The following is a 16,103-nucleotide window of genomic DNA, read 5'->3' on the forward strand; positions in this document are numbered from 1 at the left end:
TATGGCCAGCCTCGAACTGCGAAACGTCGTCAAGCGCTACAAGAGCCAGACTGTCCTCGACAATCTTTCGCTGACCGTCGCCGACGGCGAAACCCTGGTCCTGTTCGGACCGTCCGGCGCCGGCAAGACGGTGCTGCTGCGGCTGGTCGCCGGTGTTATCGACCCGGACGAGGGAAAGATCTTCATCGGCGGCGAGGACATGACCGATCTTGACGCCGAGTTCCGCGGCGTCGGCATGGCGTTCCAGAATTTCGCACTGTTTCCCCATATGACCGCGTTCGACAACATCGCCACGCCGCTTCAGGCCAAGCGTTCGTCGCAAAGTGTGATGAAGGCGGGCGTCGAGAGCGTCGCCAAGCTGCTCAAGATCGGACATGTGCTCAGCCACAGGCCAAGGGCGCTGTCCAACGGCCAGAAGCAGCGTACCGCGCTCGCCCGCGCTCTGGTCGGCTCGCCGCCGGTTCTCCTGCTCGACGACCCCTTGCGCAACGTCGATGCCAAACTGCGCTTCGAAATGCGGCTCGAATTGCCGAGGCTGCTGGCCGACCGTGGCGCAACCGTCGTCTACGTCACCCAGGACTACAAAGAGGCCATGGCGCTCGGCGATCGCATCGCGGTGATGTCGCAAGGCGTCATCAAGCAGCTCGGCACACCCGAGCAAATCTATCGTGAGCCGGCGAACATCGAGATCGCGCGGCTGTTTGGCGACCCGACCATCAACCTGCTCGACGTCAAGCCGTCGCGCGATGCCAAGGGCATCTATGTCGGCCTGTCGAATGTCCAGGTTCATCTGACGGGTGCCTATGATGCGACGGTCGGCCGCGACTGCGTGATCGGCTTACGGCCCGAAGCCTTGAGCTTCGTCGACGAAGGAACGCCCGCTGCCATTCCGGTGACGGTCGAGGCGGAGACGCCGCTCAATGAAAAGATCGTCACGCTGGTGCGCACCGTGCGCGGCCGTGAAATCCTGGTCTCCCGGCCGGCCGGAACACCGGGTCAGACCGAGGGCAGGGCTCATATCGCCGTCGACGGCAAAAGCGCCCTGCTGTTCGATCATGCGAGCGGCGACAGAATCGGCGCCAGGAACGTCGTCAATTTGCGCAGCGGAGAAGCGGCATGATCCCGAGCGCACTCACCATTTCCGGCGTCGACAAGTTCTACGGTCCGATCGACACGGGCGTGCACGCCGTCCAGAACCTGACGATGGAAATCGGCAGGGGCGAGATCGTCGCATTGCTCGGCTCGTCCGGCTGCGGCAAGACCTCGACATTGCGCATGATCGCCGGTTTCGAGGAGGTCTCGCGCGGCACCATCTCGGTTGCCGGCCGCAAGGTGCACACGCTGCCTCCGGTCAAGCGCAATGTGGCGATGGCGTTCGAGGGCTATTCGCTCTATCCGCCGCTGACCGTGCGCGAGAACATGGCGTTTGCGCTGAAGGCGGCCAAACTGCGGAAAAGCGACGTCGATGCGAAGGTTGCCAGCATCGCCAAGCTGCTCGAGATCGAGGACATTCTGGAGCGCTATCCAAGCTCCATCTCCGGCGGCCAGCAGCAGCGCGCCAGCCTCGGCCGGGCGCTGATCCGCGAGGCGGATCTTCATCTGCTGGACGAACCGATGGGCCAGCTCGAACCGCAACTTCGCGCCGTGCTGCGCGGCCGCATCAAGCACTTCATCAAGGAGCGCGGCTTGACCGCGATCCTCGTCACCCACGACCAGACCGAGGCCAATGCGCTTGCCGACCGGATCGCGGTCATGGAAGGCGGCGTGCTGCAGCAATTCGACACGCCCGACATGCTCAAGCAGCGGCCGGCCAACCTGTTCACCGGCACCTTCGTCGGCGAGCCGCCGATGAATGTCTTCGAGGCCTATGTCGGCACGGCTGCCGACAAGATCAATCTGCGGCTGCCCGACGGACTTTCGCTCGACTATGACAAGGACGCGTTCAGCGGCTCGGTTCGCGACGAATTGCTCAAACGGCAGCGGGTCGTCATCGGCATAAGGCCCTACGCGGTTCGCCGCTCGAAGGACGGCGTGCCGGCAACGGTTTCGGCCAACCAGTGGCTCGGCGACCAGACGCATATCGCGGCGGATTTCGCCGGCGGTTCGCTCGTTCTGGTCGAACATGATCGGACCCGGCTGGAGCTTGGCGCGCCGATCAATATCAGCATCGATCCGAAAAACCTGCACATCTTCGATCAGTCCAGCGGCATGGCCATTTCGCACGGCATGGAGCTTGCCTGATGCGGGATGTGCTGATCGGCATCGACGCCGGCACGTCTGTCATCAAGTCCGTCGCCTTCGACACGGCGGGCCGGCAGCTCGCGGCCACGGCGTTGCCGAACCGGTATGAGACCTTGCCGGGCGGCGGCGCCGAGCAGGATCTGGCGCGCACCTGGGCCGATACCGCGACCACCTTGCGCCAGCTTGCCGACAAGGTGCCGGACCTTGCCAGCCGCACCATTGCCATCGCCGTGACCGGGCAGGGCGATGGCACCTGGCTGATCGACAAGGAGGGTGAGCCGGTCGCGAAGGGCTGGCTGTGGCTCGACGCGCGCGCTGCCGCGATCGTCGAGGAGATCCGCGCGCGGCCCGATGACCGGCTCCGTTTCGAAAAGACCGGCAGCGGGCTGGCCGCCTGTCAGCAGGGGCCGCAGCTTGCCTTCATGAAGCGCAACGCGCCTGACATGCTTGGCAAGGCGGCGACGGCATTCCATTGCAAGGACTGGCTCTATTTCAACCTGACCGGGGAACGCGCCACCGATCCGTCGGAGGGGACCTTCACCTTTGGCGACTTCCGCACGCGTGGCTATTGCGACGATGTGCTTGAGGTGCTCGGCGTCGCTGATCTCAGGCATCTGCTGCCGCCGATCGTCGACGGCACCAGGCATAGCGCCGGCCTCTCGGCGACGGCTGCCGAGGGGACCGGGCTGCTTTCCGGTACGCCGGTGGTGCTGGCCTATGTCGACGTGGCCTGCACCGCGCTCGGCGCCGGCCTGCTCGACCGCGAGCGCAAGCCCGGCTGCTCCATCATCGGCTCCACCGGCATGCATATGCGGCTTGCGGAGACACCGGACGAGGTGCTGCTCAACGAGGCGGCGACCGGCTACACGATGACGATGCCGACGCCCGGCGTCTTTGCGCAGATGCAGTCGAACATGGCGGCGACACTCAACATCGATTGGGTCCTTAGCCTCGCCTCCGGCATTCTCGCCTCGCAAGGCATTACGCGCACCAATGGCGAGATGATCGCGCTGGTCGATCAGTGGATATCCGTATCCGAGCCGGCCTCGCTGCTCTATCAGCCCTACGTGTCGGAGGCCGGTGAGCGGGGGCCGTTCGTCGATGCCAATGCCAGGGCCGGTTTCGTCGGCATTTCGTCGCGGCACGGTTATGCCGACATGGTCCGCGCCGTTTTCGAGGGGTTGGCATTCGCGTCGCGCGATTGCTACGCCGCCATGGGGCCGCTGCCGAGCGAGATCCGGCTGACCGGCGGTGCGGCCAGAAGCCCGGCTCTGCGCAAGATCCTGGGCGCTGTCGTCGGCGCCGACATTCGCACCAGCCAACGCGAGGAAGCCGGTGCGGCGGGCGCCGCGATGATCGCTGCGGTTTGCGTCGGCCAATACAGGTCGATGGACGAATGCGTAGGCGAATGGGTCACGCCGCTGCTTGGCGCGGCGGAACCGCGCGACCGAAAACTTGCCGCGATCTATGAGCGGGTGGCTCCGTCCTACACATTGGCGCATGAGGCGCTGCGGCCGGTCTGGCGGTCGATGGCCGCATCCAGGGCAAACTGAGAAGTCGAGCATGCGTAAGAAGATTGCAATCATTGGCGACCGCTTCATGCTTCCCGAAGTGTTTCGCGAGAAAATCGAGAAGGCCTGCGGCGACAATCTCGACATTCGCACCCATGAGGCGGCCTGGCCCGACGAGCCGATGGAATTCGGCAATGCGGCGCTCGGCCTCGACAAGGTCAAGGAGTATTTTGGCAATCCGGACGAGGTGGTCGATTTCATCGGCGACGCCGAGATATTCGTCACCCAGCTTGCGCCGCTCTCCGAGATCATGATGCAGCGCCTGCCCACACTCAAACTGGTTGCGGTCTCGCGCGGCGGCCCGATCAACATCGACATGGCTGCCGCCAAGGCCCACAGCATCACCGTCGTCAATGTGCCCGGCCGCAATGCAAGTGCGGTGGCCGAGTTCACCATCGGTGCCATCCTTGCCGAGACGCGGCTGATCCGGGTCGGGCACGAAGCCTTGCGTAAAGGGGAATGGCGCGGCGATCTCTACCGGGCCGACCGCACCGGCCGCGAGCTCAACGAAATGACCGTCGGCGTCATCGGCTACGGCAATATCGGCACCAAGGTTGTCCGCCTGTTGCGCGCGTTCGGCTGCCGCATCCTGGTCACCGATCCCTACGTGCAACTGAGCGCCGAAGACCGCAATGGCGGCGTCGAACTGGTCGCGCTCGACGATCTCCTGTCCCGCTCCGATGTGGTCACGCTTCATCCCCGGGTGACTGAGGAGACCCGCAGACTGATCAACAAGGACACCATCGCCCGAATGAAGCCTGGGGTGATCTTCGTCAACACGGCGCGCGGGCCGCTGGTCGACTACGACGCGCTTTACGATGCGCTCGTCTCAGGCCATATCGGCGGCGCGATGCTGGAGACGTTCGCGGTCGAGCCGGTGCCTGCGGACTGGCCACTGCTGCAGCTTCCGAACGTCACGCTGACGCCGCATATCGCCGGCGCATCGGTGCGCACGGTGACCTATGCGGCCGAGCAGGCGGCCGAAGAGGTGCGCCGCTTCATCGCCGGGCTCCCACCGGTCAATCCATGCTGAAGGTCGCGGCAGCCATGAAACACAATCCAGGCACCGAGGACCCGGCGAAATGAGCGGCGCCACTGAAATCGTCGACCTCTTCGTTATCGGCGGCGGTGTCAACGGCGCCGGCATCGCGCGCGACGCAGCCGGCCGCGGCTTGTCCGTCATTCTGTGCGAGAAGGACGATCTGGCCGAAGGCACCAGTTCGCGATCGGGAAAGCTCGTCCATGGCGGCCTGCGCTATCTTGAATATTACGAATTCCGGCTGGTGCGCGAGGCGCTGATCGAGCGCGAAGTGCTGCTTGAATCCGCTCCGCACATTATCTGGCCGATGCGCTTCGTGCTGCCGCACAGCCCTGACGACCGGCCGGCATGGCTGGTCCGGCTCGGCCTGTTCCTCTACGATCATCTCGGCGGCCGCAAGCGGCTGCCGGCCACCCGCACGCTCAACCTGCGCACCGCGCCCGAAGGCGCGCCGATCAAGGATGTGTTCAAGCGCGGTTTCGAATATTCCGATTGCTGGGTCGACGATGCCCGTCTCGTCATCATCAATGCGCTCGATGCCGCGGAGCGCGGAGCCAAGATCCTTGCCCGGACCGCCTGCACCGCCGCCCGCCGTGAAAACGGCCTGTGGTCGGTCGAGATGCGCGACAGCCGAACCGGCGTCACGACAACAGTTCGGGCACGGGCGCTGATCAACGCCGCCGGTCCCTGGGTCAACGACATCATCAACCGCGTGGCGGGCCAGAACTCCAAACGAAATGTGCGCCTGGTCAAGGGCAGCCACATCGTCGTGCCGAAATTCTGGGAGGGGCGGCAGGCCTATCTCGTCCAGAACAGCGACAAGCGCGTGATCTTCATCAACCCATACCAGAACGATCTGGCGCTAATCGGTACCACCGACATCCCCTATGACGGGCGGCCGGAAGATGTGAAGGCTGATAGCAGCGAGATCGACTACCTGATCAAAATCGTCAACCGCTACTTCAAGCGCGAACTTGCCCGCGACGATGTCATCTACTCGTTTTCCGGCGTCCGGCCGCTCTATGACGACAACGCCGACAACCCCAGCGCGGTAACGCGCGATTATATTTTCGAGCTCGACGCATCGGCCGGGCAGGCGCCGTTGCTCTCCGTCTTCGGCGGCAAGATCACCACCTTCCGCAAATTGGCCGAGCACGCGCTGGATAGGATCGCCCCGTTCTTTCCGAAAATGGGCACGCCATGGACATCGAAAGGCTATTTGCCGGGTGGCGATATCGCTAATGCCGACTTCGAGCAGTTTCTCGGCGATCTCAGCCGCGAATATCCCTGGATGCCGGCATCGCTGGTCAAGCATTATGGCCGGCTCTACGGCACCAGGACGCGCGTTCTGGTCGGTGCGGCCAGGTCAGTCGCCGATCTGGGGCGGTGCTTCGGCAAGGATTTTTTCGAACGCGAAGCCAATTATTTGTTCGAATATGAATGGGGGCTGACCGCTGCCGACATTCTCGAACGGCGCACCAAGCATGGGCTGCATCTGTCCGCCGCAGAAAGAGCCGCCTTCGAGGACTGGTGCGCGAGCCGGCTGGTGAAAGCAAGCTGATGGCCTTTACGCTTTCTCTCAACACCAATCCGCTGGTCAACCGTTTCGCCGAACCGGACGATCTGATCGATGCGATCGCTTACGACATCGGCATCCGGGACGTGCAGCTCACGCATGAATTCGTCAATCCCGGCTGGCCGGCGGCGACGATCTCGAAATTCATCCGCCTGTTCCGCAACGCGCTCGACCGCACCGGCGTGCGCGTGACGTCGGGGATGACCGGCCCTTATGGGCGGCTCAACCATTTCGGCCATCCGGACGCCGATGTGCGCCGCTACTATGTCGATTGGTTCAAGACCTTTGCTTACATTTCGGCCGAGCTCGGCGCGACCGGTATGGGGACCCAGTTCGCTATCTTCACGCACAGGGATTTCGACGATCCCGAGCGCCGCGCGCGGCTGTTCGACATCGCGCTGGAATGCTGGCGCGAGGTCGCCGAGCACGCCAAAGCGGCCGGTTTAACCTATCTGTTCTGGGAGCCGATGTCGGTCGGGCGCGAATTCGGCCATACAATCGAGAGCTGCCGGGTACTGCACAACGAGATCGAGGCAGCCGGCATGGCCATCCCGATGAAGATGATGGTCGACATTGACCATGGCGACGTGACGTCGAGCAACCCGGCCGACATCGACCCCTATGCCTGGGCCGAAGCCTTCCCCAACGTATCGCCGATCATCCACGTCAAGCAGTCGTCGATGAACAAGGGCGGTCATTGGCCGTTCATCGCCGCCTACAACCAGGACGGCCGCATCACGCCGGAAAAATTCCTGGAGACGGTTCGCCGCGGCGGCGGCGTCGACAACGAGATCTGCCTCGAACTGTCGTTTCGCGAGCGCGAGCCGGTCGATCACCAGGTCGTCGCCATGATCCGCGAATCGGTCGACTACTGGGCGCCGTTCATCGAGACCGGCAGGGCGGCACTCCTGCCGCGAGACGGGCAGGGTACGGCTCCTGCCCGTTGAACCGGGCCGCCCCGGTCAGATGAGGCCGGCCGAACTCAGCCGAATTTCGGATCGAGACTGCCCGACTTGTAGCGCTTGGCCATTTCCGAGACCGGCAGCGGCTTGATCTTGGGAGCGTTGCCGGCGGTGCCGAACTGCTCGAAGCGCTCCTTGCACAGCTTCCTCATGGCGGCCATAGCCGGCGTCAGATACTTGCGCGGGTCGAATTCGCTCGGGTTCTCGGTCAGCACCTTGCGGATCGCGCCGGTCAGCGCCATGCGGTTGTCGGTGTCGATGTTGATCTTGCGCACGCCGTGCTTGATGCCGCGCTGGATCTCCTCGACCGGCACGCCCCATGTCGGCTTCATCTGGCCGCCATATTTGTTGATGATCTCCTGCAGTTCTTCCGGCACCGAGGACGATCCGTGCATGACGAGGTGCATGTTGGGCAGGCGGCGATGGATTTCCTCGATCACGTTCATGGCCAGAACAGCGCCGTCCGGCTTGCGCGAGAATTTATAGGCGCCGTGGCTGGTGCCCATGGCGACGGCCAGCGCGTCGACATGTGTGTCCTTGACGAACTGCACCGCCTGTTCCGGATCGGTCAGCAACTGGTCGTGGCTGACAGCGCCTTCGACACCATGGCCGTCTTCCTGTTCGCCGCCGCCCATCTCCAGCGAACCGAGCACGCCGATCTCGCCTTCGACAGAAACACCGCCCCAATGCGCCATGTCGACGACCCGGCCCGTGATGCCCGAATTATAATTGTAATCGGCCGGCGTCTTGCCGTCCTCTTTCAGCGAGCCGTCCATCATCACCGAGGTGAAGCCATGCTGGATCGCGGTCACGCAGGTGGCCTCGTTGTTGCCGTGGTCGAGATGCATGCAGACTGGAATATCGGGATGGATCTCGACCAGCGCGTCGATCAGCTTGGCCAGCACGACGTCGTTGGCATAGGCGCGGGCGCCGCGGCTCGCTTGCAGAATAACAGGCGATTTGGTCTCCTCGGCGGCCTCCATGATGGCGAGGCCTTGTTCCATATTGTTCATGTTGAACGCAGGCACGCCATAGCCGTGTTCGGCGGCATGGTCGAGCAATTGTCTCAATGTGATGCGAGCCACCCAATAGTCTCCCGTATTTGGTTTCAAGCCTATGGTTGCGAGCCGTCCGATCGTCGTTCAGCCCTTTGATGCTTCTGGCCGGATTTCCAGAGAACCGCAACCTTTGGCCATGCCACCGAGAAGCAATTCTTGTTACAGCACAGCAATCAGAAGCGAATAATATCCCAAATAAATGTCACATCATCACAAAAAATTTGACGCCTATGCGTTTTACTCTGTTATAGTAGCTTTGGCTCGCGGTTTCCGCCACGGCGGATTCACAGCGGACCGGATTCAGGAAACAGGCTGGACAATGAAGAGCGGCGGCCGCCGGCAAGGCATCATGGATTTTCTGATGGACACTGGCACGGCCAGTGTCGATGACCTCGCCTCGCGATTTGGCGTGTCGAAGATGACCGTCCATCGCGACCTCGACGAGCTTGAGGAAAGCGGTTTCCTGCGCAAGGTGCGCGGCGGCGCCTCGATCCAGCCGAGCGGCTTGTTCGAAAGCGATTTCCGCTACCGTCAGAAGCAGGCCGGTGAGGAGAAGCAGCGCCTGGCGGCTGCCGCAGTGGCGATGATTGAACCGGGCCAGACGGTGATCATCGACGACGGCTCGACGGCCGGTGGCATCGCGCGCCACCTTGCGGATCTCCGCCCGCTGACTGTGATCTCCAACAATCTGGCCGTCATACAGGATCTGGCAGGCATTGGAGGGATCACCCTGATTGCGCTCGGTGGCCAGTACAGCAAGAAATTTCACGGTTTCTTCGGCCTGCTGGCCGAGGACACGTTGAGATCGTTGCGCGCCGATGTGGCCTTCCTGTCGTCGTCTGCCATCCACGGCGCTTCCGCCTTCCACCAGGACCAGGAAGTGGTCCACACCAAGCGGCTGATGATGGCCGCCGCCGCGCGTAAATATCTGCTGGTCGATCACGGCAAGTTCGGCCGCACGGCCCTGCATTTCCTGACCGATCTCAAGGCGTTCGACGCCGTCTTCACCGGTCGCGAACTGGGACCACAGATGCGCCAGGCGTTGGATGGCGCCGATGTTTCGCTAACACTAGTCGAGAAGGACTAGACCATGATCCCGAAAAGTGGGAACCGGTTTTCGGAAAAGATCATGGTCAAAGAAGAAGATAGAGCTCCATCCCGCTACGCGGGATGGAACAGGCTCTAGAAGGAGAATGCGTGGTTTACTGGGTCGGCACAAGCTGGAAAATGAACAAGACGCTTGCAGAGGCGACTGACTTCGCCAAGGCGCTGGCGGGGTTCGTCCCCGGTTTCGACGACCGCATCCAGCCCTTCGTCATCCCGCCCTTCACGGCGGTCCGCGAGGTCAAGAAGGCGTTGGCGACGACGCGGGTCAAGGTCGGCGCGCAGAACATGCACTGGGCCGACGCCGGAGCCTGGACCGGGGAGATCTCGCCCGTGATGCTGACGGATTGCGGCCTCGACCTCGTCGAGCTCGGCCATAGCGAACGGCGCGAGCATTTCGGCGAGACCGACAATACTGTCGGCCTCAAGGTAGCTGCGGCGGTAAAGCACGGGCTGGTGCCGCTCATCTGCGTCGGCGAGACATTGGCGCAACGCAACAGCGGCCAGGCCGATGCGGTGCTGGCCTTGCAGGTGCACGGCGCGCTAAAGGTCCTCGAAGGCGAGGCGAAAGCGGCGACGATCCTGTTTGCCTATGAGCCGGTCTGGGCGATCGGCGACAAGGGCATTCCGGCAAGTGCGGACTACGCTGATAGGCAGCAGGCGCTGATCAAGAAGATCGCCGGCGAACTCCTGCCGGCCGTGCCGCCAGTGCTCTATGGCGGCAGCGTCAATCCGCAAAATGCCGCCGAGTTGATCGGCCAGCCGCATATCGACGGGCTGTTCATCGGCCGCTCCGCTTGGCAGGCGGAAGGCTATATCGACATCCTCCAACGCGCCTCGGCGGCGATCTAGTATCGATGAACAGGAAAGGGAAATAAAATGAAAATAGCCATTGGAGCCGACAGCGCGGGCAAGCCGCTGCTCGACGTCATTGCCGCGCATCTCGCCACCAAACCCGGTCTCACCGTCAGCGACCTTAGCCAGGCGGGCTACTATGCCGACCTGTCGCAGAAGCTCGCCCAGACCATCCTCGACGGCGAGAACGATCGCGGCATCCTGTTTTGCGGCACCGGCATCGGCGTTTCCATCTCGGCCAACAAGGTGCCCGGCATTCGCGCAGCACTTACCCACGACACCTACTCCGCCGAGCGCGCTGCGAAATCCAACAATGCCCAGATCATCACCATGGGCGCCCGCGTCATCGGCCCGGAACTGGCCAAGTCGATCGTCGACGCCTGGCTCGCATCGGAGTTCGACGAAAAGGGACCGTCGGCTGGCAATGTCCAGGCCATCGACAGGCTCGACGCGGCGAAGCTGGGCTAACCCAAGCTTTTCCGCATCGCGCCAATGACGGTGACGGCCGACGCGGCGCCGGGGTCCATGTGCCCTAGCGATCGTTCGCCAAGCCGCGATGAGCGACCCTTCGCGGCAATCATGTCCTTGGTCGCCTCGGCGCCCCGTTCGGCTGCTTCAAGGCCGGCTGCTAGGCTTTCTGACAGTGTCTTGCCGGAGGCATGCGCGACCGCAGCCGCCTCAGCCGCAGGCAGCCAGGCGTCGACCATTGTCTTTTCGCCGATCTCGGCCTTGCCGCGATCCTGGATGCCTTGCGCCATCGCCTGGAACATGGCGATGACGTCGGCGCTCGCCAGCGTCGCCTTGCCCTTGACGGCGGCCGCACCTCGCATGAAGGCGGTCGCATAAAGCGGGCCCGACGAGGCGCCGACAGCGTTGAGGAACGATTTGGCCGCGGTGTTGAGGAGAGCTGTCGGCTCGGTCGCCGCGAGCTCGAGCGAAGCGAGTGCATCGCGCACCGCCCCGAAACCGAGCCCCATGGCAATGCCATGGTCGGCGTCGCCGATGACGCCGTCGAGCTGGCAGAGCCTGTCCTTGTCGGCTTCGATCGCCACTGCGATTTCATCAAACATTCTTTTCAGATCGGCCGTATCGACGGATGTCATGGATGCTACTTTCAGCCGGCGCGAAACATGGCGCAGTCGCAAGGATGGTCGAGCATCGCCTGCAATTCGGCGTCGAGATGCATCAGCGTCACCGAGGCGCCGGCCATTTCGAGCGAGGTGCAGTAGTTGCCGACCCATGTCGCGTGAATTGACACGCCGATGTCATCCAGCCGACGCTTCACGCGCCGGTTCATGATGTAAAGCTCCATCAGCGGCGTCGAGCCGAGCGAATTGACGAGCACGGCGACCTTGTCGCCATGCGCCGGCGCCATCTCGTCGAGGATCTTGTCCAGCATCTCGTCGGTGATCTCGTCGGCCGTTTTCAGTTTTCCACGTGCGATGCCCGGCTCGCCATGAATGCCCATGCCGATCTCCATCTCGTCCGGTCCGATCTCGAAATTCGGCCGGCGGGTCTGCGGCAGCGAACAGGGCGACAGCGCCACGCCCATGGTGAAGGTGTGATCGTTGGCCTTCCTGGCGATGCGCTCGCATTCATCGAATGACAGCATCCGGTCGCAGGCTGCACCAGCGGCTTTGAAGATGAAGAAATTGCCGGCGACACCACGCCTTCTGTGTCTCTGGTCTCGCGGCGCCGATGCCACATCGTCAGTGGTCAGCACGGTGCGCGCCTCAATGTCATCCATCGCCGCCATCTCGGCGGCCATGTCGAAATTCATCACGTCGCCGGCATAATTGCCATACATGAACAGCACGCCGGCGCCGCCGCTGGCCGCCTTGGCGCATTCGAGGATCGGGTCGGGCGGCGGCGAGGCGAAGACATTGCCGATCGCGGCCGCGTCGGCCAGCCCCTTGCCGACGAAGCCGAGGAATGTCGGCTCGTGGCCGGAGCCACCGCCGATGACGAGGCCGACCTTGCCCTGGCGAGGTCCATCGCGGGCGATAATCGAGCGTGGGCTGCCCGCCGCGCTTTTGAGATGGCGGGGATACGCAGCCAGGATGCCTTCCAGCATCTCATCGACAGTGCGGTTGCCGTCGTTGACGATCTTCTTGGTCTGCACCTGCATCCTCCCGAGTTTCGTATTTCGCAGATAGTACAGCGTGTTACCGGGATTTCTACCCGGCGACGGACATTTCAGCGGCGATACGTTCCCGCGCGGCCAGGATCTGCATGCAGGCATTGGCTGCCTCTTTGCCCTTGAGCTTGAAGTGCTCGAAGAAGAAGCGGTGATGTTCCGCGCCGTCATGATAGTTGTGCCAAAGCAGGAGTTTTACCGCCGCGCTGAGAACCTTGACGACGTTCCGACCTGATCGCCCTTCAGGGCAAGGGAGGAGCTGATAACTTGCAGCGTTAAATCGCGATCAGGGGCAAGGCAGGCAGAACCTTGTCCAAGGTGATGGGAAATTCACGCACCCGCACGCCGGTCGCGTTGTAAATGGCATTGGCGACAGCAGCCCCCGCACCGCAGACGCCGAGCTCGCCGAGGCCCTTCGCGCCAAGTGGATTGGCCTTGTCGTCATGCTCCTCGAGGAAGACGACCTCCATGTCGGGAACGTCGCCGTTGAGCGGGACGTGATACTCGGCAAGGTCGTGATTGACAAAGTGGCCGTAGCGCCGGTCGAGCACCGTCTGCTCCATCAGCGCCGCACCGATCCCCCAGGTCATGCCGCCGATGATTTGCGAGCGCGCGGTCTTGGCGTTGAGTATACGGCCCGCGCCCATCACAGCCAGCATCCGGCGCATGCGGATCTCACCGGTATCGCAATCGACTGCGACCTCGGCGAAATGTGCTCCATAGGAATGCTGCGAGTAAGCCTTGTATGACTGGGTGGCGGCGCCTGCGGCTACGGAGCCTTCGGCCTCGAGCCCGTCGGGAGCGATCCTCCGGATGAGGTCGGCCAGCCCTGCCGACCGCTGGCCGAACCTGACTTCGCTGTCGGCAAAGCTTGCCTCGGTGGCGTTCGCGCCGTGCAGTGGCGAGGCTTCGCTCGACCGCGCCGCCTCCACGATCCGTTGCTTGAGGGCGTTGCAGGCGTTATGCAGCGCCGAACCCGCGCTTGCCGCGCCCCAGGAACCGCCGGAGCCGGCGGTACGCGGGAAGCGGCTGTCGCCGAGCTCCACTTTGACGGACGAGATCGGCACGCCGAGATTTTCCGCAGCGATCTGAGTCAGGATTGTATAAGTGCCGGTCCCAATATCGGTCATGTCGAGCCGCGCCGTCACCCGACCGTCCCGGTCGAGTGCAACCCGCGCCGTCGCCGCGCCGATGTAGTTCGGACGGATCGCCGCCGCCATGCCGTAGCCGATGAGCTTCCGGCCCTCTCGGGTGCGGCCGGGTGTCGGGTTTCTCCGCTGCCAACCGAAACGGCGGGCGCCGTCCTCCATGCAGGCGACGAGATTGCGGGTCGAGAACGGCACGCCGCGCTCGGGATCCTGTTCCGGTTCGTTGCGGATCCTGAGTTCGATCGGGTCCAGGCCGAGCCGCTCGGCAAGCTCATCCATGGCGCATTCGAAAGCAAGCATGCCGGGCGCTTCGCCGGGCGAGCGCATCCATTCGCCGCGGTTGATATCCAGCGGAACCAGGCGATGGCGGGTGAGACGGTTCGGCGCAGCGTAGAGCGAGCGGGCAAAAACTGCCGTTTGCTCGCAGTACTCCTCGAAGCTGGACGTTGCGGACCAGACATCGTGCGCGACCCCGGTGAGCCGCCCATCGGTGTCTGCGCCGAGACGTACCTGTTGGATCATCTCTGCGCGGTGACCGGCATTGGCGAACATCTGCTGTCGCGTCAGCGCGATCTTAACGGGACGCTGCAGGACCTGCGCTGCAAGCGCGGCCAGGATTGTATCGGAATGGGCAATCAGCTTGGAGCCGAAGCCTCCGCCAACGAAGGGGCTCACGATGCGCACACGCTCGGGCGGGATGCGAAGCGTGCTGGCGATCCCAGCCCGGAAGTTCGCCAGGGTTTGCGCCGATGTATGGATCGTCAGCTCGTTGCCTGACCAGGCGGCGAGCGTCGCATGGGGCTCCATCGGATTGTGATGTTCGAAGGGCGTCCGGTAAGTGGCATCGATCTTGGCCGGAGCCGCCGCAAAGGCGCTCTCGAAGTCGCCGACCACACTGTCGGTCTCGAACCCGGCATTGGTCCGCTTTGGTGCGTAGGCGTCGGCCACACGCCCCGGCAAATCATAGAGGCCCGGCTCCTCGTCGTAGCGCACTTTGATGAGGCCGGCAGCAGCGCGTGCCGCCTCGAACGTCTCCGCAACGACCAGCGCGACGGGCTCGTCGTAGTAGCGCACCCGGTCGCTGTTGAGCGCGGGGCGGGCGCGCGTGAAGACCTCCGGTACGGTCGGCGTGACCGCCGGGCCGAAATCCGGCTGGGCCGGCGCATTCCGGTGCGTCATGACGAGCAGCACTGCCGGCGCCCGTTCGGCTTCGGCCGTGTCGATCTCGGCGATGCGCCCCTTGGCGACGGCGGCGCCGAGAATATAGCCATAGGCTGTGCCATCCAGCGCATTCTCGTAGGCGTAGGTGGCATTACCTGTCACTTTGAGCGGACCGTCGATGCGGTCGACTGGGCGCCCGATAACGCCATTGCGTGTTTCGGAAGGACGGATCTCGCTGGTCTTCGTCTCTGTCATGGTGTCACCTCATGCACTCTCGGCGGCGGCCGCGAGCGTGTGCCGCATCGTCCGTTTCGCCAGCGGGATCTTGAAATCATTGCCGCCATATCCGACGGCTCCGGCGAGCGCGGCTTCGGCCGCATCGGTAAAGGCGCCGTCGGACGCCGCCGCTCCTGCGAGCATGCGCTCCGCCTCCGTTGCGCGCCAGGGCTTCGCTGCCACGCCGCCCATGGCGATCCGAGCGCTTAGGACACGGTCGCCGCTTTTCTCGACGATTATTGCCACCGACACCAGCGCGAAGGCGTAGGAGGCACGGTCGCGCACCTTGCGGTAAACCTGCCGGCCGGGTGGCGGCGGCGGCAGGGTAACCGCGGCGATCATTTCGCCGTGGCCGAGCACGGTTTCCACATGGGGCATCGCCTCTGGCAATCGGTGGAAATCGCCGATCGGGATCGTGCGGGTCTCGCCGCCGGGCGATATGGTCTCGATCCTGGCGTCGAGCCCGGACATGGCGACCGCCATGTCGGAGGGATGCACCGCGATGCAGGCTTCGCTCGCGCCAAGTACGGCGTGCATGCGATTGAAGCCCTGAAGCGCCGCGCAGCCCGAACCCGGCTCGCGCTTGTTGCAAGGCATGTTGCGATCGTAGAAGTAGGGGCAGCGTGTGCGCTGCAGGAGATTGCCGCTGGTCGAGGCCTTGTTGCGTATCTGGCCGGACGCTCCCGCCAGCAGCGCTTGCGTGAGCATCGGGTAGCGTGACCTCACCCGCGGATCGGCGGCGAGATCGCTGTTGCGGACCTGGGCGCCGACCCGAAGCCCGCCTTCCGCCGTCTCCTCGATCCGATCGAACGGCAGCCGGCTGATGTCGACGAGATGCGCTGGGCGCTCGATCTCGAGCTTCATCAGGTCGAGCAGATTGGTGCCGCCGCTGATGAACTTGGCGCCCGGCCGGGCCGCAACCGCGGCGGCTGCCTGCTCGGCATTTGCCGCACGTTCATAAGTGAAGGACTGCAT

14 protein-coding genes and 1 pseudogene are annotated in these 16,103 nt (G+C 63.8%); 9 read left to right on the forward strand and 6 right to left on the reverse strand.

The features are described 5' to 3' along the window. The first annotated feature begins 1 nt into the window (after position 1). Genes ACWTU7_RS15100 through ACWTU7_RS15125 form a run of 6 tightly spaced genes read left to right on the forward strand, consistent with a single transcriptional unit; the run spans position 2 to position 7,374 of the window. The gene (locus tag ACWTU7_RS15100; RefSeq protein WP_455838978.1) at positions 2–1,120 is read left to right on the forward strand and encodes an ABC transporter ATP-binding protein; all 1,119 of its coding nucleotides are present in this window, start codon (positions 2–4) and stop codon (positions 1,118–1,120) included. After that, positions 1,117–2,241 carry an ABC transporter ATP-binding protein gene (locus ACWTU7_RS15105; RefSeq protein WP_455838979.1) on the forward strand — a complete coding sequence of 375 codons (1,125 nt, stop codon included), beginning with the start codon at positions 1,117–1,119 and terminating at the stop codon, positions 2,239–2,241. Before ACWTU7_RS15100 ends, ACWTU7_RS15105 begins: the two co-directional genes overlap by 4 nt. After that, a complete protein-coding gene (locus ACWTU7_RS15110; protein ID WP_455838980.1) occupies positions 2,241–3,794 on the forward strand; it encodes an FGGY family carbohydrate kinase in 1,554 nt (517 codons plus the stop codon). The genes ACWTU7_RS15105 and ACWTU7_RS15110 overlap by 1 nt, the downstream gene beginning before the upstream one ends. A gap of 10 nt (positions 3,795–3,804) precedes the next feature. Continuing rightward, the gene (locus ACWTU7_RS15115) at positions 3,805–4,845 is read left to right on the forward strand and encodes a 2-hydroxyacid dehydrogenase (RefSeq protein ID WP_455838981.1); all 1,041 of its coding nucleotides are present in this window, start codon (positions 3,805–3,807) and stop codon (positions 4,843–4,845) included. Between the two features lie 49 nt (positions 4,846–4,894). Further along, a complete protein-coding gene (locus ACWTU7_RS15120) occupies positions 4,895–6,412 on the forward strand; it encodes a glycerol-3-phosphate dehydrogenase (protein WP_455838982.1) in 1,518 nt (505 codons plus the stop codon). Then, on the forward strand, positions 6,412–7,374 hold the full coding sequence (locus tag ACWTU7_RS15125) for a sugar phosphate isomerase/epimerase family protein (RefSeq protein WP_455838983.1): 963 nt from the start codon (positions 6,412–6,414) through the stop codon (positions 7,372–7,374). Before ACWTU7_RS15120 ends, ACWTU7_RS15125 begins: the two co-directional genes overlap by 1 nt. A 35-nt stretch (positions 7,375–7,409) precedes the next feature. Here ACWTU7_RS15125 and fba read toward each other — a convergent pair whose 3' ends face one another. After that, positions 7,410–8,474 carry a class II fructose-bisphosphate aldolase gene (fba, locus tag ACWTU7_RS15130; protein ID WP_455838984.1) on the reverse strand — a complete coding sequence of 355 codons (1,065 nt, stop codon included), beginning with the start codon at positions 8,472–8,474 and terminating at the stop codon, positions 7,410–7,412. Between the two features lie 292 nt (positions 8,475–8,766). Here fba and ACWTU7_RS15135 point away from each other — a divergent pair, with 292 nt between their 5' ends. From ACWTU7_RS15135 to derI, 3 genes are all read left to right on the forward strand, one after another. After that, complete coding sequence (locus ACWTU7_RS15135) at positions 8,767–9,534, forward strand: DeoR/GlpR family DNA-binding transcription regulator (protein ID WP_455838985.1); 768 nt, start codon at positions 8,767–8,769, stop codon at positions 9,532–9,534. 83 nt (positions 9,535–9,617) lie between these two features. Continuing rightward, complete coding sequence (locus tag ACWTU7_RS15140) at positions 9,618–10,403, forward strand: triose-phosphate isomerase (protein WP_455838986.1); 786 nt, start codon at positions 9,618–9,620, stop codon at positions 10,401–10,403. A gap of 27 nt (positions 10,404–10,430) precedes the next feature. Beyond that, complete coding sequence (derI, locus tag ACWTU7_RS15145; RefSeq protein ID WP_029355267.1) at positions 10,431–10,874, forward strand: D-erythrulose-4-phosphate isomerase; 444 nt, start codon at positions 10,431–10,433, stop codon at positions 10,872–10,874. On the opposite strand, the gene dhaL is transcribed toward derI, so the two are convergent. The 5 genes and pseudogenes from dhaL to ACWTU7_RS15170 all read right to left on the reverse strand — a co-directional run bounded on the left by dhaL (position 10,871) and on the right by ACWTU7_RS15170 (position 16,103). After that, positions 10,871–11,509, reverse strand: coding sequence for a dihydroxyacetone kinase subunit DhaL (dhaL, locus tag ACWTU7_RS15150; protein WP_455838987.1), 639 nt, complete (start codon positions 11,507–11,509; stop codon positions 10,871–10,873). The genes derI and dhaL overlap by 4 nt on opposite strands. Positions 11,510–11,520: 11 nt before the next feature. After that, a complete protein-coding gene (locus ACWTU7_RS15155) occupies positions 11,521–12,528 on the reverse strand; it encodes a dihydroxyacetone kinase subunit DhaK (RefSeq protein ID WP_455838988.1) in 1,008 nt (335 codons plus the stop codon). A gap of 55 nt (positions 12,529–12,583) precedes the next feature. Next, a pseudogene (locus ACWTU7_RS15160) lies at positions 12,584–12,763 on the reverse strand (hypothetical protein); the annotation flags it as partial. Between the two features lie 55 nt (positions 12,764–12,818). Further along, positions 12,819–15,107: a xanthine dehydrogenase family protein molybdopterin-binding subunit gene (locus ACWTU7_RS15165; RefSeq protein ID WP_455838989.1), complete on the reverse strand. Its 2,289-nt coding sequence runs from the start codon at positions 15,105–15,107 to the stop codon at positions 12,819–12,821. A 9-nt stretch (positions 15,108–15,116) separates the two neighbouring features. Beyond that, complete coding sequence (locus ACWTU7_RS15170) at positions 15,117–16,103, reverse strand: FAD binding domain-containing protein (RefSeq protein WP_287336514.1); 987 nt, start codon at positions 16,101–16,103, stop codon at positions 15,117–15,119.

The organism is Mesorhizobium sp. BHscii, from assembly GCF_053848065.1.